Below are 19,971 nucleotides of genomic sequence, written 5' to 3'. Positions count from 1 at the left end.
CAACGAGGGGGCTCTAGCATTTCCGCAAGGGAAAGCGCTACCGCCAGGCGTAGTTGAAGCTGACGCTGATCCGCTGCTCGTCGGCCTGGTTGGGCGTCACCTCGTGGCGCAGCCAGCTCTCCCACATCAGGATCGCGCCGGGCGAGGGCTTCACATAGACGAACGGCTGCAGGCTCTCAGGCGCGTTCGCCTCGCGGGTCGGGGCGGCCATCATCATCGGCAGGCGCGGATCCTCGAACTTGATGGCCGAGGCGCCCGGCGGGATGGTCACATAGACCGTGCCGGAGATGACGCTGTGGGGGTGGATGTGGCCGGTGTGCTGGCCGCCGGGCTCCAGGATGTTGATCCAGAAGCTGTCCATCACCAGCTTGCCCGCGCCCAGATCGAAGCACAGGTCCTTGGCGAAGGCGGCCGCGTGCTTGTCGAGCTTTTTCTTCAGCTCGGCGAACAGGCTGTCGCGCATCGGCAGGTCGTTCAGCGAGGCGTAGGAGGTATAGCCCAGATACCCCTTGCTATAGGCCCAGGCCTGACCGGCCTCGTCCTCCTCGGCGATGGCGACGCAGGCGTCGTGCAGGTCGTCGATGAAGGCGTCGAAGCCCTTCTCGCCGGCGAGAGAGGCTTCATAGAGCGGGGTGACGAACAGGCTGCGCGGGGTCATGGGGCGCGTCATAGCGCCGGCGGGCGTTGACGACAAATCACAGATGGAACATCATGAGAACATGGCTGACGGTGACCTCATCCTGAAAATCGATCCGGAACTCGCCGAGCGGCTGAGGGCTCGCGCCGAAGCCGCGGGCCAGAGCGTGGAGGCGTATGCTCGAGACGTCCTCGGGCGCGACGCCGAGCAATCGGGCGTCGCGGAACGAGAACCGCGTTGGGACGCCCCCTTGGCGCGCTCTCCTGAAGACGACCTCGACCAGGATTCCGAGGCCTATGCCGACTATCTCGACCGGATCTGCGACGAGGCCGAGCGGACCGGTGGCGTGCCTTTCGAGGTCTTTCGAGAGCGCCTGCGCAATCTCGGCCAGCGCCGCTAGTTCATGTATCGGGTCGTCGTCACCCCGGCGGCCATGGCCGATGTCGACCATCTGGAAGATTGGCTGCTGGCGAAGGACGCGCGCTACGCGCTCGATCTCAGCGATGCGCTCGGCGCCGCCGTGGATCGGCTCCTCGACTATCCCCAGCGCGCGCCGTTGAGCCGCGATGGCCGCTATCGCGAGTTTTACGTCGCCTTCCACTCGAACCAGTACGTGATCCAGTACCGCGTGCGCGGTGACCGCGTGGTGATCGCCCGCATCCGACACAGCCTTGAACGTCGCTGAACGCCCCGGACTCGCCTATATCTGCCCCCGTGACCGACACTCCCTCCGCCTCCGACGCTGAAGCCCTTCCCCGCCAAGCGGCTCCCCTTTGGGGCGCCGCCCTGATCAAGGACGAGGTCACGCGCCTGCCTGATGCGCCCGGCGTCTATCGCATGATCGGCGAGGCCGATGAGGTGCTGTACGTCGGCAAGGCCAAGAGCCTGAAGAAGCGCGTCGTCCAGTACGCCCAAGGCCGCTTCCACACCAACCGCATCGCCAACATGGTCGACGCCACGCGGGCCATGGAGTTCATCACCACCCGCACCGAAGCCGACGCCCTGCTGCTTGAGATCAACCTGATCAAGCAGCTCAAGCCCCGCTTCAACGTGCTGCTGCGCGACGACAAGAGCTTTCCCGAGATCGTCATCCGCCGCGATCACGACGCCCCGCAACTGCGGAAACATCGCGGCGCCCACACGATCAAGGGCGACTATTTCGGACCCTTCGCCAGCGCCTGGGCGGTGAACCGCACGCTGAACACCCTGCAGAAGGCGTTCCTGCTGCGCTCGTGCAGCGACAGCGTCTATGACAGCCGCGACCGGCCTTGCATGCTCTACCAGATCAAGCGCTGCGCGGCCCCCTGCACCGGCCTGATCGGCAAGGACGACTATCAGGCCCTCGTCGACCAGGCCGAGGCGTTCCTGCGAGGCAAGTCCCGCGCGGTCATGGCCACCATGGCCAAGGCGATGGAAGAGGCCGCCGAGGACCTGGAGTTCGAGCGCGCCGCCAGACTCCGCGATCGGATCCGCGCCCTCTCGGCCGTGGCCCAGGAGACCCAGATCAACCCCGAAACGGTCGAGGAGGCCGACGTCGTGGCCCTGCACGTCGAGGGCGGCCAGGCCTGCGTGCAGGTGTTCTTCTTCCGGGCCGGCCAGAACTGGGGCAACCGCGCCTACTTCCCCCGCATCACCGGCGCGGCGGATGAGAGCGAAGAGGAAGGCGTCACCGAGGAGCAGCGGATCATCACCGCGTTCCTGGGCCAGTTCTATGACGACAAGCCGATCCCCCGCCTGATCCTGGCCAATGTCCAGCCGGCCGAGAGCGAGCTGCTGTCTGAAGCCTTCGCCCTGAAGAGCGGCCGCAAGGTCGAGATCGCCGTGCCCAAGCGCGGCGAGAAGGCCGATCTCGTTCAGCACGCCCTGACCAACGCGCGCGAAGCCCTTGGGCGAAAAATGGCCGAAGGCTCGGCCCAGACCAAGCTGCTGGCCGGGGTGGCCGAGGCCTTCAAGCTGGACGCGCCGCCCGAACGGATCGAGGTCTATGACAACAGCCACATCCAGGGCACGAACGCCGTCGGCGGCATGATCGTGGCCGGCCCCGAAGGCTTCATGAAGGGCCAGTACCGCAAGTTCAACATCAAGAGCACCGAGCTCACCCCCGGCGACGACTACGGCATGATGAAGGAGGTGCTGCGCCGCCGCTTCGCGCGCCTCGTCAAGGAAGAGGAAGAGGGCGACGACGCCAATCGGCCCGACCTCGTCCTCGTCGACGGCGGCCAGGGCCAGCTGGACGCGGCGATCGAGATCATGGCCGATCTGGGCGTCGACGATATCGCCGTGGTGGGCGTCGCCAAGGGTCCCGACCGCGACGCCGGGCTGGAGCGGTTCTTCATCCCCGGCCAGACCCCGTTCATGCTCGAGCCCAAGTCGCCGGTTCTGTATTACCTGCAGCGGCTGCGCGACGAGGCCCACCGCTTTGCGATCGGCGCCCACCGCACCCGCCGCAGCATGGACCTGAAGAAGAACCCGCTCGACGAGATCGAAGGCGTGGGTCCGGGCCGCAAGAAGGCCCTGCTGCACGCCTTCGGCTCGGCCAAGGGCGTGGGCCGGGCCAGCGTCGAGGACCTCGTCAAGGTCGACGGCGTCAGCCAGGCCCTGGCCGAGCGGATCTTCGGGTTTTTCCGGAAGGGGTGAGGCCTCCCCTCACCCCGTGTCATCCCGGCCGCAGCGCGTAGCGCGGAGAGCCGGGACCCAGGGGGTGAAGGATCGCCGTGCGCGCCGCCCCTGGGTCCCGGATCGCCCCTACGGGTCGTCCGGGATGACATGGGATTTTGGGCTGAGCCCTTAAGCCGCCACGCTCGCCGCAGCCTTCATCCGCCGGAAGGCCGCGTTCAGGTTGGCCAGGGCGTGGGCGAAGGGCGTGCCGTTGCGCAGCGCGCGCTGGGCCTCGACGGTGGCGCCGCGCTGAGCCAGCTCGGCCACCTCGCCCGCCCGCAGGTGGAACTCGCGGTGGGCTTCCAGCAGGTTCAGGAACGCGTGGTTCCCCGCCCAGCGGCGCGAGCCCTCGCCATGCAGCCAGCAGCCGGTGGGGCACAGTCGGTCGGACTTCAGCTCGCGAGCGTCGAACGACCGTTGCTCGGAAATCGCCGCGCCGAGCGTCTCGCGGATCAGGGTGTGTTGGTGTGCGTGTTCAAGGAAATCCATGGCCAAACCTTCCGGTTCAAACATGGGTGAGTTTTTGAGATAACTTGGTTTCCGAACGGTTGCCGAACCCGCCGCCTATCCACAACTTGAGGGCGGTTTTCCCCGGTTTGGGGAGGACGGGGCGCCGGAAGGACGACGCTCTCCCCGGCCGCCATTTGACCCTCCCCTCCCCTCCCCCCAGGGAACCTTCGCCGCTGCGGGCCGTTGTTAAGGTCGCCGAGGAGGCGCCCAGATGGACCAGCAGACTCAGAAGAGCTTCGAACGTGACCTGATCGCCTTGATCCCCCACCTGCGGGCCTTCGCCCGCTCGCTGTGCGGCAATGCGGCGATGGCCGATGATCTGGCGCAGGAGGCCGTGGCCAAGGCCTGGGCCAGCCGGGGCAGTTTCACCATGGGCACCAACATGAAGGCCTGGACCTTCATGATCCTGCGCAACCAGTTCTATTCCGACAAGCGCCGCAGCTGGCGCTCGGTGGCGCTGGATCAGGAGATGGCCGAGCGCACCCTGGTGGCCAACACCAATTTCGACAGCGCCATCGCCCTGGACGACCTGCGTCAGGCCATGTTGATGCTGCCCGAGAACCAGCGCGAGGCGCTGATCCTGATCGGGGCCGGCGGCTTCTCGTACGAAGAGGCGGCCCGGATGATCGGGGTGGCCATCGGCACGGTGAAGAGCCGCGTCAGCCGCGCCCGCGCCGAGCTGGTCCAGCTGTTCGAGACCGGCCACTACCCCCGCGACGGCAAGCCCGCGGGCCAGGCCATGGCCTCGATGCTGCGCGATCTGGAACGGTTGGCGGCATAAAGCCCTTTAGCTTTGGAGGGAGCCATCCAGAGCGTTCAAAAAGGGCTCTAGATGTTTGATCCTAGAGCCTGCTCACCCCGTTGAGAGGGTTGCGTCCAAACGGGGCGGGCTCTGGACGCCTCCGTTTCGGCGACAGCCCTCCCCGGTCACCGTGTGACGATTGATCTTCCCCCCACGCCCCGGCGGCGATAGGGTTTCCGTCACGGGGGCTCGCAGGGTGAGACGGCCGCCGGGAGGGCGAACTCCATGCAGGCGGCTGGAGGGTACGTTTTCGTCTTCACGCTGATGGGCGTTGCGCCCGTCGCCCTCAGCGCGCCCGCGTTTCTGACCCTCTATCGCTACAATGCCGGCGCGCCGCACTTCCGAGACTGGGGCGTGGCCTACGCCGCCCTGACCGGAGCGATCGGGTTTGGCGCGCTCAGCCTCTGGGAGCCCGGCCCGGTCCTCCTGCCGGTAGTGGCCAGCCAGACCCTGTCACTGGTGTGTCTGGGCCTGTTCTACTATTTCCATGCCGTCGGGAGCCTTCGTTATGTGAAGGCGGCGATGGTCGAGTCGCTGGCCGCCATGGTCTCGGTCGCCGCCCTGGCCCTGATCGTCATCTTCAACGCCGTGTCCCCCGACTACGGTCTGATGATGTCGTCGATCGTCCAGCTGCTGGTCTATTTCTGGGAAGGCGCGATCCTGCGCCGCGAAGGCCTGCTGGGTCGCGCCTTCTTCTACGCCTGTATCGGCCGGGGCCTGCTGTCGGTCTGGCGCCCTTTGGCCATCGCGGACTTCGACAGCCTGTTCCTGTACACCACCCTGGCCCTGGCCTTAACCTCGGCCTCGACCCTGCTGGTCATGTTGCTGGCGATCGAGCGCGAGCATGGCCAGCTGGAGGCCGCCAACCAGCGCCTGATCCTGCAGAACGCCCTGATCGGCCGCCAGGCGGCGACGCTGCAGCAGGTGGCGGTGGACCTCAGCCGCGAGCAGCTGCGCGCCGCCCAGGCGGAGAACGCCCGTCGCGACTTTCTCAGCGGGATCAATCACGAGTTCCGCACGCCCCTGAACGCGGTGCTGGGCTTCGCCTCGGTCATCATGGGCGCCAAGAACACGCCCGCCAATGTGCGGCAGTTCGCCGGCGGCATCCACGAGGCCGGCGAGCGCATCCTGGCGCACTTCGAACAGATCCAGACCGTCAAGGCGCTGGAGCAGGCGCCGGCATGGACGCCGGAAGCCATTGAGGTTCCTGACCTCCTGGCCTCGATCAGAACCTTCGCCGAGAACCATCCGCTGGCGGACGGAATCGATCTGCGGATCGAGGACAGCGGCGAGGTGCTGGCCGTCCATGCCGATCGCGCCAATCTGGAGAACGCCTTGCGCCAGATCGTGGACAATGCGGTGCTCTACACGCCGCCGGGCCAGCCGGTCATCGTCGCCTGCCGACGGGGCGCGGCCGACGCGGCCGTCATCGAGGTGATGGATCGCGGGCCGGGCTTTGACCCCAATGTCGACTTTGAAAAGCCCGTGCCGTTCACGCGGGGCAGCTCCCATGCGGGCCTGAACAAGCCGGGCCTGGGCCTTGGCCTGTTCATCGCCCGCAACCTGCTGGAAGCCAGCGGGGTGACGCTGGAGCGGCGCGATCATCCCGAGGGCGGGACGATCATCACCCTGGCCCTGCCGGCGGCCATCGCCGAAGCGCCGCCAGACAAGCCGGCCAGGACGTCACGCAAAAAGACCGCCTGACGTTCCAAGCCTCTGAAACAACGCTTTTTCCGATCGGATCGGTGGGTCAGGCGAGAGCAGAGCCTAGAGCCCCGCGCACACCCCGCAGAACGCCGCGATATCCCCCTCGTCGTGATAGACCGACAGCCCCACCCGCAGCACGTCGTCACGCACGTCGACCACCACGCCCTTGTCGGCCAAGGCGTGCTTCCAGGCGTTGGCCTGCGGATGGCGCAAGGCGATGAAGCGGGCTTGCGGGCCGTTCCCAGGCGGGTTGAGCACCACCGCCTCACGCAGCGGTCCGGCCTGGCCCGCCGCGATTCTGTCCAGCAAGCTGACCTGAAGGCCGCGCACATGGGCCGCGACGCCGGCCGTGGTCAGGCCCTCGGCCTCGATCATCGCGCCCGCCGCCACGAAGCGATAGAGGCCGGTGGGGTCGAAGGTGGCGCCCAGGAACCGGCCGGCGTCGGTGACATAGCCGACCCCGCCGGGCGGGCCTTCCAGGTCGCCGAACTCGGCGTACCAGCCGGTCAGCACCGGGCGCGGCCCAAAGCCCGCCGGGGCGTGCAGGAAGGCGCAGCCCTCCCCCGCCATCGCATATTTATAGCCGCCCGAGACGTAGAACAGCCGATCGGCCAGCGCCGACAGGTCGGTGGGGATGGCGCGAAAGCCGTGATAGCCGTCGACCACCACCCAGGGGCCGTCGGGGCGCGCGCGGTCCGCCAGCTCCCAGACGCGGTCGAAGACAAGGCCGGTCTTGAAGAACACGTGGCTGACAAAGATCAGGTCATGCTCGCCCGTCCGCGCGGCGGCCAGGAACCGCTCGGCGAATTCGGGCGCCTCGGCGTCGATCAGGGTCAGGGTGATTTCGCCGGACTCGACCCAGCGCTGGGCCTGGCGGCGGAACGAATGGAACTCGCCGTTGGTCGACAGCACCCGCAGGGGCCTTGGCCGCGTCATCGCCGAGACCAGGGTGGCCAGGAGCAGGTGGGTGTTGGGCGCAAAGACGATCGTGTCGCTGGACGGCAGGTTCAGCTCGCGCGCGACCAGGGCTTGGGCGGCCGGATAGACCTGGCCCAGGGCCTTGTCCCACTTGTGGTCGGCCAGGACGGCGGCGTCCTCCCAGGCCTCAATCTGAGCGGCCAGGGTGGCGTCGGGCCACAGGTGGTGGCTGTGGGCGGCCATATGCAGGCGGCCCGGCGCCGCGGCCAGGGCGCGCGAGAACAGGTCCTTGCGCGCGGCCATCAGAGCTTGGTCCTCAGCGACCACAGCTCGGGGAAGGCGCGGCGGCGAAGCGTGCTGGCCAGATAGCCGACCCCGTCGGTGCCGCCGGTGCCCGGACGCCCGCCGATGATCCGCTCGACGGTCAGCACGTGCTTGTGGCGCCAGGTGACCAGGGCGTCGTCCAGATCAACGAGCTTCTCGGCCAACTGATAGAGCTCCCAGTAACGCTTGGGGTCGCGATAGACCTCCAGCCACGCGGCCTCGACCTCGGGTGAGGGAACATAGGTCTGGCTGAAGTCACGGTGCAAGGCGGCGTCGGGCACGGTCAGGCCATGGCGCGGCAACTGGGCGATGGCCACGTCGTACAGGCTGGGCGACTCCAGGGCGCTCTTCAGCATGGCCAGGGCCTCGGGCCGCTCGGTGTGGAACTTCAGGAAGCTCTGGTCCTTCAGGCCCAGCAGGTATTCCAGGGCCCGGAACTGGTGCGACTGGAAGCCCGAGCTCGTGCCCAGATCATCGCGGAAGCTCAGGTAATCGGCCGGCGTCATGGTGGCCAGGATGTCCCACGACAGGGTCATCACCGTCTGGATCCGCGAGACCCGCGCCAGGGCCTTGTAGGCCGGCTCGACATCGCCGCCGGCGATCAGCTTCAGGGCCAGGGCGACCTCGTGGAGGATCTCCTTGAGCCACAGCTCCTTGGTCTGGTGGATGACGATGAACAACAGTTCGTCGTGCCGGTCGCTCAGCGGCTTCTGGGCCGAGAGCAGTTCGTCGAGCGCGAGGTATCGCGCGTAGGTCATGTCTTGCGCCATGCGGAAACCTTAGGCGGCGTCGCTCGGCACATTGTCCTCGTTTGCGCGACGAGGGTCGAGCGCGTTAGAACATCGTTCTGGAAATCTGGAGCCTGACAGAACGATGGCCGCCCTCAGCCGCATGGATCTTTCCATCCTCCGCATCTTGGAGGCCGACGCCCGCATCTCGTTCGCCGCCCTGGCCGAGCGGGTGGGCCTGTCGAAGTCGCCGTGCTGGTCGCGCGTGCAGGCGCTGGAGAAGCAGGGCGTCATCACCGGCTACCACGCCCGCCTCGACGCCAAGGCGCTGGGCAAGGGGCTGAGCGTCTACGCCCTGGCCACCGTGGAGTTCGCCCGCTACGAGGCCTTCGAAGCCGCCGTGCTGCGCCATCCGGCGATCACCGACTGCCACTCCACGGCCGGGGCCGGCGACTATCTGCTGCGGATCGTCGCCGCCGATGTCGAGGACCTCGACCACCTGCTGCGCAAGGAGCTGAGCCAGATGCCCGGCGTGCAGCGCTACACCACCACCGTCTGCATGAAGGCGATCAAGGAAGGCGGGCTGGTGACGGCGGGGCTCTAGCCGTCCGAATCCGCGTGCTCGCCGAGGCCCGCCCATCGCGCCGGGACGTGCGGCAGCGTGCCGCCCTCACAAGAGTCAATGTAAGCACTTGTTAAACCTGATTTTTTACCACGCCTAAGCGCGACTGTAGGACACTGACCGCCTCGAAAGACCCAGAAGGGGTCCCAAGGGTGGATCATGACCAACGGCCGTAACCTCTTCGCCGCATGCGGCGCCCTGGCCCTGCTGGCGGCCGGCGTTGCGACCCCGGCCCTGGCTGACGACGCCCTGACCCTGAAGGTCGACTACATGGCCGACGTGGCCGGCGTCGTGCGTGGCGGAACCGCCCACAAGGCCCGCGTGCTCGACAATCTGAAGGTCTCGGCCGATGTCGACCTGGAGAAGGCCCTGGGCTGGTCGGGCGCGACCTTCCGCATGTCGGCCCTGAACAATTCCGGCGCCATGCCCAATAACGACGCCGGCTCGCTGCAGGGCGTCAACAATATCGAGGTCTCCAAACAGCGCGCACGCCTGTTCGAGGCCTTTATCGAGCAGAGCTTCGGCGACGGCCAGGGCTCGGCCCTCGTGGGCCTGTATGACGTCAACAGCGAGTTCTACGCCAATGAGAGCGCGGGCCTGCTGATCGCGCCGGCCTTCGGCATCGGCTCGGAGCTGGCGGCCACCGGCCCCAACGGCCCGTCGATCTTCCCCTCCACCGCCCTGTCGGCGCGCCTGCGCTGGACCACCAAAAGCGGCGGCTATGTGCAGGGCGCGGTGATCAACGCCCATGCCGGCGTGCCCGGCGATCCGGGCGGCGCGGATTTCAGTTTTGATCACGGCGTGCTGGCGATCGGCGAGGCGGGCTGGAGCGGCGCCGGCAAGCTGGCGGTCGGCGGCTGGGCCTATTCCAAGCGCCAGGACGACTGGCGCGACGTCACCGCTGTGGGCGATCCCGTCCCGCGCCGGGCCTACGGCGCCTATGTGCTGGCCGAACGCCGGATCAAGGGCGGCGAGGATGAGCCGGGCCGGATCACCGCCTTCGCCCGCGCCGGGGTTTCCGACGGCGTCACCAGCCCCTTCCGGGGCGGCTGGCAGGCCGGCATCCTGATCGAGCAGCCGGTCGCGAGCCGTCCGGCCAGCCAGGCCTCGTTCGGGATCAACCAGGCGTTCCTGTCGCGCCGCGAGCGGGCCAACGGCTGGGACGCGGGGCTGGACACCGGCCGCACCGAGACGGCGCTGGAGGCCACCTATGCCGACACCTTCGGCCCCATCACCCTGCAACCGGACCTGCAGTACGTGATCCGGCCGTCCGGGAACCGCGACGCGCGCAACGCCGTGGTGGCCACCCTGCGAGTGAAGGTCGGCTTCTAGCTTCCTCTTCCCCCTGGGCGCGCAACACGGCTAAACCAGCATTATGGTTGAGCTCGTCGCGCCCCCCATATCGCCCATCCCCGTCACCACGCGCTCGCGCGTGGGCAAGACGCTGTCGATCGTGGCCCCCTGCTACAACGAGCAGGAGGTGCTGGACCTGTTCTTCGACCGGATCGACGCCGAGATGGCCAGGCTGGGCGTCGCCTACGAGGTCGTCTGCGTCAATGACGGCAGCCGCGACCACACCCTGGCGGTGCTGCTGCGCCGCCATCAGCGCGACCCGCGCATCAAGGTCATCAACCTGGCCCGCAACTTCGGCAAGGAGACCGCCCTGTCGGCGGGGCTGGACGCGGCGACCGGCGACATGATCGTGCCGATCGACTGCGACCTGCAGGATCCGCCCGAGCTGATCGGCCAGTTCCTGGAGGCCTGGGAGGCCGGCGCCGATGTGGCCTATGGCGTCCGCGTCGACCGCACGTCCGACGGCTTGCTCAAGCGGGCCACGGCCCAGGGCTTCTACCGGGCGTTCAACAAGCTGTCCGACGTCGACCTGCCCTACAACGCCGGTGACTACCGGCTGATGGACCGGCGGGTGGTCGAGGTGCTCAAACAGCTGCCCGAGCGCAACCGCTTCATGAAGGGCCTGTTCGCCTGGGTCGGCTTCAACCAGGTGGCCGTGCCCTATGTGCGGCCCGAGCGCGCGGCGGGCACGACCTCGTTCCGCTACTGGAAACTGTGGAACTTCGCCCTGGACGGCATCACCTCGTTCAGCAGCGTGCCGATCCGCATCTGGAGCTATGTGGGCCTGATCGCGGGCGTGCTGGCCTGCGGCGTGGCGGGGATGATCGTGGTGCGCACCCTGCTCTTCGGCCGCGACGTGCCCGGCTATCCGTCGCTGATGGTGGTGATCCTGATGAGCTTTGGCCTGCAGATGCTGGCCATCGGCTCGCTGGGCGAATATGTCGCCCGCATCTATCAGGAAGTGAAGAACCGGCCGCTCTATGTGGTGATGGACCGCTACGGGTTCGACGCGTGAGCGTCAGCACCCTCCTGACCCCCGCGCGGCGGGACTTTCTGGTGTCGGCCCTGCGCTACGGGGTGGCGGGCGTGTTCAACACCCTGGTCGGGTTTTCGATCATCCTGGCCCTGGACCTGGGCCTGGGCCTGGCTCCGCACCTGGCCAACGCCATCGGCTATGCGATCGGCGTCTGTGTCAGCTTCGTGCTGAGCAAGGTCTTTGTCTTCAAGGCCCGCCAGACCGCGCGCGCGGCCCCGCTGCGCTACGCCGTCGCCGTCGCCGCCGCCTTCGCCCTGAACCAGGGCGTGCTGACCCTGGCCACGCGGGTCCTGCCCGAGGGCGCGCTGTGGAGCACGACGGCGCAGGGGCTGGCGATCGCCAGCTATACGGCCGCGCTCTTTCTGCTCAGCCACTTCTGGGTCTTTGCCCACACGCCGAATTCCGGCAAGGACGCCTGATGGACCGCCTGATCTACGACCGCATCCGCGACCTGGAAGCCGACCACTGGTGGTTCGTGGGACGACGCCAGATCCTGCGCGGCCTGCTGCGGCGTATCGGAACGCCCGCCGGGGCGAAGATCCTGGAGGTCGGCTGCGGCGCCGGCGGCAACGTGCCGCTGCTGCGCGACTTCGGCGCGGTCACCGCCCTGGAGCCCGATGACGAGTCCCGCGCCTACGCCAGCCAGCGGCTGGGGCTTGCGGTCGACACCGGCCTGCTGCCCGACGGCCTGCCCTATGCGCCGGAGAGCTTCGACCTGGTCTGCGCCTTTGACGTGGTCGAGCATGTCGATGACGACGCCGCCTCGGTCCAGGCCCTGGCGAGGCTGGTCAAGCCCGGCGGCGCGATCCTGACCACGGTGCCGGCCTATCAGTGGATGTGGAGCCACCACGACGTGCTGCACCACCACAAGCGGCGCTATCGCCTGCCGGCTTATCGCGCGCTGTTCGAGGCGGCGGGGCTGACCATCGAGACGGCCACCTATTTCAACACCCTGCTGTTCCCGCTGGCGGCCGCGCAGCGCACCGTCAAGCGCCTGCTGGACGACAAGAGCGCCGACGACGCCATGCCGCCCAAAGCGCTGAACAAGGCCCTGGCGACCGTGTTCGCGCTGGAGACGCCGCTGGCGACGGGTCCTGGCCTGCCGTTCGGCCTGTCGATCGCGGTGATCGCGCGCAAGGCCTGAAGCTGAAGGATCAGGGGGCTGCGGATACGATCCGCATCGCCTCCAGCCCCGCGCCCATCAGGCGGTTGTCCGCGCCCAGGCCCAGCGAGGCCGGCGTCTGGGGATCCTTGGTGTCAAACACCACGCGCACCACGCCGCTCCGCAGCGTCTCGGCCGGCAGCAGCAGCCGGTAGTCGTGGCGGATCGCGTTCTGGCGGTTGAAGGTGAAGGTTTCCGACGCTCCTCCGGCCGAAACAGTCACCGTGCGCGTCGAGGTCTTGAGCGGCAGGAAGGCGAAGGTCGCCACCTCCAGCACCGCGCCCGGCAGGCTGGCTTGCGCCTCAGACAGCCGCATCTCGACCACGGCTTGGCGCCCGTCGGCCCAGACGCCGCCCGCCTCCGGCGCGCTCCAGCCGGTGCGCAGCGCGCTGACGCCCGATCCGCCGGCCTTGAACAGCAGCGACGGCGGCTCGACGCAGGAACCGACCACCACCACGACCAGGCCCAGCGGCGCGCCGGAGCGGCAGCCGGGCTTGTCATAGGCGTCACCGGCCAGGGTGACGATATAGGGCACGTCGCCCGGACGGTTGGGCCGCCCGTCATCCAGCAGGCTCAGCACGTTGCCGCCGTGGGCCGACTGCAGCATGCCGATCGTGCCCATATAGGTCGCCACGGCGGGAACCTGGCTGGCCGAGAACATCACCTGCTCGCCATGCAGGCCGCGCGTCAGCCGCACCTCGCGAACGTCGCGCAGCACCGCAGTGACCTGGGGCACCTCATAGACGCTGGGGCGCAGGAACACGGCCAGCATCACCAGCAGCTGGGCCGCCAGGGCCGGGACCACGCCCAGGCGCGCGCTCCAGCCGGACTTCTCCTCGAACGCCGCGCCGCGCACGCCCAGCACCGTCATCCCCCACAGCGGGATCACAAAGACCAGCAGCGTGCAGACGCCGAAACCATGCTTGAGCACGGCGTATTCCGAGCCCTCGCCGCGCAGGGCGTAGAGGGCGTACTGGGCCAGCATCGACACGCCGGCGCCGGCGCCCAATGCAGCCAGCAGCACGGCCGCGCGCGTCGGGCCGGCGTCCTCCTCGACAGCGGCCGGCGGACGTAGGGCCTCGATGAGGAAGATCCAGGCCGACAGAACCACCAGCAGGGCCGACAGGCCCGCCAGACCGTTCAGGGTCATCGGAATGGCGAAATGGATGCTGCCGTTGTTCACGGCCATCCAGCGCATGCTCCAGAAGAACGGATTGCCCACAAGGCCGGCGGCGATCAGCAAAAGGCCGCCCAAGCCGATCCAGTCGATCCGGCGGGCGTGGATCATGTCGCGCAGCACCGCCAGGCCCAGCATGGCCATCAGCGCGCCGCACAGGCGCAGGGTCGGCACCAGGTGGAAACAGCCGCACAGCAGCACCATGGCCGCGCCATAGGCCGCGAACATCGGCCGCGAGCGCGCCAGCACGACCGCGCCGCCGGCCACGCCCAGCGCCGCCACCGCCTCGCCGACCATCTGCGGATAGAAGAAGTTGCGGACCAGCTCGGCGCCGATCACGCCGCGCAGGGCATAGACATTGATCAGAGCCAGAGCCGCGCAGATCGCCAGATAGGTCAGCGACACGCGCCGCGCCTGATCGAACAGCACCAGCCAGGCCACGCCCGCCGACAGGACCCCGGCCATCAGCAGGGCGTTGATCTCCGACCACCCCAGGGTCGCGAACAGGCCCGCGAACCGGTGGCTGAGCTTGGGATAGGCGACCATCTCGGCCATCCACTCGTGCCCGACGGCCGGCACCAGGAACGCGCGCCGCACCACCTCCATCACCTGCAGGTGGTAGGAGGCGTCGACAGACAGCGACAGCATCCGGTTCGTCGATAGCACCGCCGCCAAGACAAGGCACCACAGCACGATCGCGCCCGCGCGAACCCAAGCCGTCTTGTTCCCGAACATCCGAGTTACGCCCCGATCGATTCCACGTCGCCCCACGCGCGGACCCCGATTACTAGCAGCAAAGTCGTCGCTGAAAAGCCCGCGCCTCAGGGTTGCGCAAGAGCCCCAAGGCCCCACATCCCAAGGCATGACCGAAGCCAAGGCCACACTGATCCTGCTTGCGGTGGCGGTCCTGCTGATCCCCTTGGGCGTCTGGGCGATCCGGGCGGCCAAACGCTCGCGCAGGGCGCTGGCGCCGCTGGCCGGGATGGTTGCGCTGCTCGGCTTCTTCCTCACTGCGGATCCGCCGCCGCCCCCGCCGGCCGAGACCGCGACGCCCCGGCCCGACGCTGAGGACGAGGACGACAGCGGCGAGCCGAAGGACTGAAGCCGACTTCCGCTAGAGCCCTTTAGCTTTAGATGGAATCATCTAAAGCGTTTGAAAGGGCTCAAAATGTTTGATTTTAGAGCCTTGTTATCGCGTCGAAACGATTCCGTTTTGACGCGCAAGGCTCTGGCGCGCAGGTCTGGCTTGCGCCAGGCTGCGCCTCAGGGAGGCCGCGCCATGACCAACTTCATCCAGGTGACGCCGTTCCTGCACGTGCCGGACCTGGAGGCGGCGCTCGTGTTCTTCGTCGATCTGCTGGGCTTTGAGGTCCCCTATCGCCAACCCGGCTATGCCTATGTCCACCGCGAGACCGTGGGGTTTCGCCTGTTGCAGGCCGACGAGGCGACGGTCACGCCCAGGGGCGCGGGCGGCTTCGCCTACTATATCGACGTGCGCGATGTGGACGCCGTGGTCGCCGAGCTGACCCCGCGCCTGGCCGCCCTGCCGCCGGAGGACGTCCACGGGCCGGTGGACCAGTCCTATGGCCAGCGCGAGTTCATGATCCGCGCGCCCGACGGCGGGCTGCTGGTGTTCGGCCAGGCGATCGACGATTAATTACGATTGTAATTAATTTAGCCTTGTAAAATCCGTAAGCCCCGCCACTCTCCCGCCGATGGGGAGGGACACGACATGGCCGCCTTGGATTTTGGAGCCCGGCGCCGACAGACCTCGGCGGCGGCCCTGGTGTTCTCAAGCATCGCCGTCATCGGCGCCCTGGGGGCGGTCGTGGTGACCGGCTTCGACGTGGCCCGGTTCGAACGCGACAACGCCACCCTGCCGCCGCCCTCGCCGGAACAGGCCGCGCGCTATGCGCCGCTGGCCCGGACCAACTGGCGGATCGCCCACGCCAATCTCGAGGCCCGGCTCAAACAGGCCAGCCCCCTGGAGCTGGGCGCGGTGTGGTCCACCCGCACGGGCCGCATCTGCGGCCTCGTCAACGGCCGGGGCAGCTTTGGCGGGCTCACGGCCATGGCGCGGTTCTACACCGTGGACCAGCAGCCGGTGTTCCACCGCGACATCGACCACCTGAGCTTCCAGCACGCGTGGTTCCAGTGCCGGCGCGACCCCTATGTGATGCTGAACCAGGGCACGATGGAGCCGGGCTTCTGCGGCACCGAGCTTGGCCGCCGGCGGTGCTATGCGGTGAAGAACGGGGTGCGGGTGGAGTGAGCGAAAGCGCCCCCTCCACCGCTTCGCGGTCCCCCTCCCCCGTTGCACGGGGGAGGATGGTATTCCTCCTCACCCGCATCGCGGGGGAGGTGGCGCGCGGCGCAGCCGCGTGACGGAGGGGGCGCTCCTTCGGCAGGTGAGTGCGTGCGCTGTGTCAGGGCGCGCAACGCAGCTTGAGGCCACGTCCCCTTCTCCCCTTGTGGGAGAAGGTGTCGCTGAAGGCGACGGATGAGGGGTCGCGCAAACGCAAACCGCCGCGACAGCGGTGAAGCTGTCGCGGCGGCTCTGATCTTCAACCCCTCATCCGGCCCTGACGGGCCACCTTCTCCCACAAGGGGAGAAGGCGTTCTACTCCGCCGCGTAGCTTTGCAGCGGGCGCACGTCCAGGGCCTCGGCCGGGGCGCCGGCGATGGCTTGGGCGGCGGCCAGGGCGCCGGCCGAGGTCGTGTAGTACGGCACCTTCATCATCAGGGCCGTGCGGCGGATCTCGAAGCTGTCTTCCAGGGCCTGCTTGCCTTCGGTGGTGTTGAACACCAGCTGCACGCCGCCGTTCTTCATCACGTCGACGATGTGCGGACGGCCTTCCAGCACCTTCTTCACATGCTCGACCTGGACGCCTTGGGCCGCCAGATAGGCCTGCGTGCCCTCGGTCGACAGCACCTTGAAGCCGGCCGCTTGCAGCAGGCGGACGGGCTCGACGATCCAGGGCTTGTCGCTTTCCTTGACCGAGACGAAGGCCGTGCCCTTGGTCGGCAGCTTGACGCCGCCGCCCAGCTGGCTCTTGGCGAAGGCGCGGGCGAAGGCCGGGCCCATGCCGGTCTCGCCGTCGCGCTTCCAGTCCAGGCCCATGACCTCGCCGGTCGAGCGCATTTCCGGGCCCAGCACCGTGTCGACGCCGGCGAAGCGGGCGAACGGGAAGACCGCTTCCTTGACCGCGATGTGGTCGTAGGGGACGTCCTTCAGGCCAAAGCTGGCCAAGCTCTCGCCGGCCATGATCTTGGCGGCGATGGCGGCCACCGGCTGCCCAATCGTCTTGGCCACGAACGGCACGGTGCGCGAGGCGCGCGGGTTGACTTCCAGCACATAGATGCGCGGGTTGTCGCTGTGCGGCTCTTCGATGGCGAACTGTACGTTCATCAGGCCGCGGACGTTGAGCGCCAGAGCCATCTGCACCGTCTGGCGCTTCAGCTCCTCGACGGTCTCGGCCTTCAGCGAGAAGGGCGGCATCGAGCACGCCGAGTCGCCCGAGTGGACGCCGGCTTCCTCGATGTGCTCCAGCACGCCGGCCACGAACACGTCCTTGCCGTCGCACAGGGCGTCGACGTCGACCTCGGTGGCGCGGCTCAGATAGTGATCCAGAAGGATCGGGTGCTCGAGCGAGATCTCGCCGGCCCCGGCGATGTAGCGCTCCATGGCCTCGTGATCGCGGATGATCTCCATGCCCCGGCCGCCCAGCACGTAGGACGGACGCATCACGAACGGGAAGCCGATCTTGTCACCCTCGGCGCGCGCTTCGTCCCAGGTGCGGGCGATGGCGTTTTCCGGCTGGGCGATGTTGAGGCCGTTCAGCAGTTGCTGGAAGCGCTCGCGGTCTTCGGCCAGGTCGATGGCGTCGGGGCTGGTGCCCAGGATCGGCACGCCGGCCTCTTCCAGAGCGTGGGCCAGCTTCAGCGGGGTCTGGCCGCCGAACTGCACGATGACACCGGCCAACGTGCCCTTGCTCATTTCGACATGCAGCAACTCCAGCACGTCCTCAGCCGTCAGCGGCTCGAAGTACAGGCGGTCGGAGGTGTCGTAGTCGGTCGAGACGGTCTCGGGGTTGCAGTTGACCATGATCGACTCCACGCCGATCTGGTCCAGCGCAAAGGCCGCGTGGCAGCAGCAGTAGTCGAACTCGATGCCCTGGCCGATCCGGTTGGGACCACCGCCCAGGATCACGGCCTTCTTGGCGGCCGACGGGTCGCTCTCGCACTCGGGGATCTGGCCCAGAGCCCCGAACTCGTAGGTCGAGTACATGTAGGGCGTGGAGGCCAGGAACTCGCCGGCGCAGCTGTCGATACGCTTGAACACCGGGCGCACGTTCAGGGCCTGACGCGCGGCGCGCACGGCCTTTTCGGTGGAACCGGTCAGCTTGGCCAGGCGCGCGTCCGAGAAGCCTTGCGCCTTCAGCTCGCGGAAGCCTTGGGCGGTCTGCGGCAGGCCGCCGGCCTTCACCCAGCCTTCCTGGCGGACGATCTCGGCGATCTGGCGCAGGAACCAGGGCTCATAGCTGCAAGCCGCGTTGACCTCGTCCACGGTCAGGCCGTGACGGAAGGCCTGGGCGATGACGCGCAGGCGGTCGGGGGTGGGCACGCCCAGGGCGCGGATCACCGCTTCCTTGCCGTTGTCGGGATCATCGGCGCCGGCGATCTCGACCTCGTCAAAGCCCGACAGGCCGGTCTCCAGGCCGCGCAGCGCCTTCTGGACGCTTTCCTTGAAGGTGCGGCCGATGGCCATGACCTCGCCGACCGACTTCATGGCCGTGGTCAGCAGGGGCTCCGAACCCGGATACTTCTCGAAGGCGAAGCGCGGGATCTTGGTGACGACATAGTCGATGCTGGGCTCGAACGAGGCCGGGGTCGCGCCGCCGGTGATGTCGTTCTTCAGCTCGTCCAGGGTGTAGCCGACGGCCAGGCGCGCGGCGACCTTGGCGATCGGGAAGCCGGTGGCCTTCGACGCCAGGGCCGAGCTGCGCGACACGCGCGGGTTCATCTCGATGACGACCATGCGACCGTCGGCCGGATTGACGGCGAACTGCACGTTCGAGCCGCCGGTCTCCACGCCGATCTCGCGCAGCACGGCGATCGAGGCCGCGCGCATCCACTGATATTCCTTGTCCGTCAGGGTCAGGGCCGGGGCGACGGTGATCGAGTCGCCGGTGTGGACGCCCATCGGGTCGATGTTCTCGATCGAGCAGACGATGATGCAGTTGTCCGCCTTGTCGCGGACGACCTCCATCTCGTACTCCTTCCAGCCTAGGACGCTCTCTTCGACCAGCACCTCGGTGGTCGGCGAGAGGTCGAGGCCGCGCTCGACGATCTCTTTGAATTCCTCGACATTGTAGGCGATGCCGCCGCCGGTGCCGGCCAGGGTGAAGGACGGGCGGATGATCGCCGGCAGGCCGACGAACTCAAGGCCTTCCATCGCTTCTTCCAGCGTGTGGCAGGCGCGCGAGCGGGGCGATTCCAGGCCCAGCTTGTCCATGGCGTCGCGGAACTTCTGACGGTCCTCGGCCTTGTCGATGACCTCGGCCTTGGCGCCGATCATCTCGACGCCGAACTTGGCCAGGGTGCCGTCGGCTTCCAGAGCCAGCGCCGTGTTCAGAGCGGTCTGGCCGCCCATGGTCGGCAGAAGGGCGTCGGGGCGCTCCTTCTCGATGATCTTGGCGACCATCTCCGGCGTGATCGGCTCGATATAGGTCGCATCGGCCACGTCCGGATCGGTCATGATCGTGGCGGGGTTGGAGTTGACCAGAATGATCCGGTAGCCCTCGGCCCGCAGCGCCTTACAGGCCTGAACGCCCGAATAGTCGAACTCGCAGGCCTGACCGATGACGATCGGCCCCGCGCCGATGATCAGGATCGAGGAGATGTCTGTTCTCTTGGGCATGGCTAACTCGCGCAAAGACACGGTCGCGCACAACCACGCGCCCGCTGTCGACCATCTTGCAGGTTAAGGCGCCCGTGTAGAGACGGAGTCGGTTTGGCGCAACCCCGCATGTTGGCGCAGGGTTAAGGGGGCGTCGCTGGGCTGGTGCGCGCGACGCTCGCAGGAGCCTCGGAGCGGACCTTGGCGTCGTCGGAGAGGGGTGGGTTGCGGCCACAAGGAGTCCCTCTCTCATGGAGAGAGGGAGGGGCCCGCGCCGCAGGCGTGGGAGGGAGAGTGGGTAGGCGAAGCCCGTAGACGATTCTGACGCTGTGCTGATCTATGTGCCGGCACGCCGGCTGACGGCGTAACCACTCACCCTCCCAAGCTTCGCTTGGGCCCCTCCCTCTCTCTAAGAGAGAGGGTTTTTGCGCGACGTCC

General features: G+C 67.9%; 19 protein-coding genes. 13 read left to right on the top strand and 6 right to left on the bottom strand.

Translation table 11 applies throughout. The annotated features are described in order from the left end of the window. Positions 1-37 precede the first annotated feature (37 nt). Positions 38-658 carry a TIGR02466 family protein gene (locus tag CVUC_RS18695; RefSeq protein WP_096034811.1) on the bottom strand — a complete coding sequence of 207 codons (621 nt, stop codon included), beginning with the start codon at positions 656-658 and terminating at the stop codon, positions 38-40. 61 nt (positions 659-719) lie between these two features. Between CVUC_RS18695 and CVUC_RS18690 the strand changes: the two genes are divergently transcribed. The 3 genes from CVUC_RS18690 to uvrC are packed head-to-tail and all read left to right on the top strand — an operon-like array spanning position 720 to position 3,274. After that, positions 720-1,037, top strand: coding sequence for a FitA-like ribbon-helix-helix domain-containing protein (locus tag CVUC_RS18690; protein ID WP_125469939.1), 318 nt, complete (start codon positions 720-722; stop codon positions 1,035-1,037). Between the two features lie 3 nt (positions 1,038-1,040). Then, a complete protein-coding gene (locus tag CVUC_RS18685; protein WP_096034063.1) occupies positions 1,041-1,322 on the top strand; it encodes a type II toxin-antitoxin system RelE/ParE family toxin in 282 nt (93 codons plus the stop codon). A 29-nt stretch (positions 1,323-1,351) separates the two neighbouring features. Continuing rightward, positions 1,352-3,274: an excinuclease ABC subunit UvrC gene (gene uvrC / locus CVUC_RS18680; protein WP_096034064.1), complete on the top strand. Its 1,923-nt coding sequence runs from the start codon at positions 1,352-1,354 to the stop codon at positions 3,272-3,274. 150 nt (positions 3,275-3,424) lie between these two features. Here the strand turns inward: uvrC and CVUC_RS18675 are convergent, their stop codons facing one another. Then, complete coding sequence (locus CVUC_RS18675) at positions 3,425-3,784, bottom strand: CZB domain-containing protein (RefSeq protein ID WP_096034812.1); 360 nt, start codon at positions 3,782-3,784, stop codon at positions 3,425-3,427. A gap of 232 nt (positions 3,785-4,016) precedes the next feature. Here CVUC_RS18675 and CVUC_RS18670 point away from each other — a divergent pair, with 232 nt between their 5' ends. Both CVUC_RS18670 and CVUC_RS18665 read left to right on the top strand, forming a co-directional pair. Continuing rightward, positions 4,017-4,586 carry a sigma-70 family RNA polymerase sigma factor gene (locus tag CVUC_RS18670; RefSeq protein WP_010920723.1) on the top strand — a complete coding sequence of 190 codons (570 nt, stop codon included), beginning with the start codon at positions 4,017-4,019 and terminating at the stop codon, positions 4,584-4,586. Positions 4,587-4,832: 246 nt separating this feature from the next. Beyond that, the gene (locus CVUC_RS18665) at positions 4,833-6,311 is read left to right on the top strand and encodes a sensor histidine kinase (RefSeq protein ID WP_010920724.1); all 1,479 of its coding nucleotides are present in this window, start codon (positions 4,833-4,835) and stop codon (positions 6,309-6,311) included. A 63-nt stretch (positions 6,312-6,374) separates the two neighbouring features. Here the strand turns inward: CVUC_RS18665 and CVUC_RS18660 are convergent, their stop codons facing one another. Beyond that, entirely contained in the window at positions 6,375-7,559 is a 1,185-nt protein-coding gene (locus tag CVUC_RS18660) for an aminotransferase class V-fold PLP-dependent enzyme (protein ID WP_096034065.1), read from the bottom strand. Then, positions 7,535-8,326 (bottom strand): tryptophan 2,3-dioxygenase, encoded by a 792-nt coding sequence (locus CVUC_RS18655; protein WP_010920726.1) that lies wholly within the window; start codon positions 8,324-8,326, stop codon positions 7,535-7,537. Before CVUC_RS18655 ends, CVUC_RS18660 begins: the two co-directional genes overlap by 25 nt. Positions 8,327-8,429: 103 nt before the next feature. On the opposite strand from CVUC_RS18655, the gene CVUC_RS18650 reads away from it, so the two are divergent. From CVUC_RS18650 to CVUC_RS18630, 5 genes are all read left to right on the top strand, one after another. Then, the gene (locus CVUC_RS18650; RefSeq protein WP_024265871.1) at positions 8,430-8,888 is read left to right on the top strand and encodes an Lrp/AsnC family transcriptional regulator; all 459 of its coding nucleotides are present in this window, start codon (positions 8,430-8,432) and stop codon (positions 8,886-8,888) included. A 177-nt stretch (positions 8,889-9,065) separates the two neighbouring features. Continuing rightward, positions 9,066-10,238, top strand: coding sequence for a carbohydrate porin (locus CVUC_RS18645; protein WP_096034067.1), 1,173 nt, complete (start codon positions 9,066-9,068; stop codon positions 10,236-10,238). Between the two features lie 43 nt (positions 10,239-10,281). Beyond that, positions 10,282-11,274 carry a glycosyltransferase family 2 protein gene (locus CVUC_RS18640; RefSeq protein ID WP_096034068.1) on the top strand — a complete coding sequence of 331 codons (993 nt, stop codon included), beginning with the start codon at positions 10,282-10,284 and terminating at the stop codon, positions 11,272-11,274. After that, complete coding sequence (locus tag CVUC_RS18635; protein ID WP_096034069.1) at positions 11,271-11,714, top strand: GtrA family protein; 444 nt, start codon at positions 11,271-11,273, stop codon at positions 11,712-11,714. Before CVUC_RS18640 ends, CVUC_RS18635 begins: the two co-directional genes overlap by 4 nt. Then, positions 11,714-12,439 (top strand): class I SAM-dependent methyltransferase, encoded by a 726-nt coding sequence (locus CVUC_RS18630; RefSeq protein ID WP_010920731.1) that lies wholly within the window; start codon positions 11,714-11,716, stop codon positions 12,437-12,439. Before CVUC_RS18635 ends, CVUC_RS18630 begins: the two co-directional genes overlap by 1 nt. 10 nt (positions 12,440-12,449) lie before the next feature. Here CVUC_RS18630 and CVUC_RS18625 read toward each other — a convergent pair whose 3' ends face one another. After that, positions 12,450-14,369, bottom strand: coding sequence for a hypothetical protein (locus CVUC_RS18625; RefSeq protein WP_024265872.1), 1,920 nt, complete (start codon positions 14,367-14,369; stop codon positions 12,450-12,452). Between the two features lie 127 nt (positions 14,370-14,496). Between CVUC_RS18625 and CVUC_RS18620 the strand changes: the two genes are divergently transcribed. The 3 genes from CVUC_RS18620 to CVUC_RS18610 all read left to right on the top strand — a co-directional run bounded on the left by CVUC_RS18620 (position 14,497) and on the right by CVUC_RS18610 (position 15,906). Further along, positions 14,497-14,736, top strand: coding sequence for a hypothetical protein (locus CVUC_RS18620; protein ID WP_096034070.1), 240 nt, complete (start codon positions 14,497-14,499; stop codon positions 14,734-14,736). Between the two features lie 66 nt (positions 14,737-14,802). Beyond that, positions 14,803-15,291 carry a bleomycin resistance protein gene (locus CVUC_RS18615; protein ID WP_012640613.1) on the top strand — a complete coding sequence of 163 codons (489 nt, stop codon included), beginning with the start codon at positions 14,803-14,805 and terminating at the stop codon, positions 15,289-15,291. A gap of 75 nt (positions 15,292-15,366) precedes the next feature. Continuing rightward, positions 15,367-15,906 carry a hypothetical protein gene (locus CVUC_RS18610; protein ID WP_096034071.1) on the top strand — a complete coding sequence of 180 codons (540 nt, stop codon included), beginning with the start codon at positions 15,367-15,369 and terminating at the stop codon, positions 15,904-15,906. 348 nt (positions 15,907-16,254) lie between these two features. Here CVUC_RS18610 and carB read toward each other — a convergent pair whose 3' ends face one another. Next, positions 16,255-19,554 (bottom strand): carbamoyl-phosphate synthase large subunit, encoded by a 3,300-nt coding sequence (carB, locus tag CVUC_RS18605; RefSeq protein WP_096034072.1) that lies wholly within the window; start codon positions 19,552-19,554, stop codon positions 16,255-16,257. Positions 19,555-19,971: the final 417 nt, after the last annotated feature.

The organism is Caulobacter vibrioides, from assembly GCF_002858865.1.
Lineage (GTDB): Bacteria > Pseudomonadota > Alphaproteobacteria > Caulobacterales > Caulobacteraceae > Caulobacter > Caulobacter vibrioides.
The sequence above is the reverse complement of the archived record's forward strand: the minus strand, read 5'-3'. Positions and strand labels throughout refer to the sequence as shown.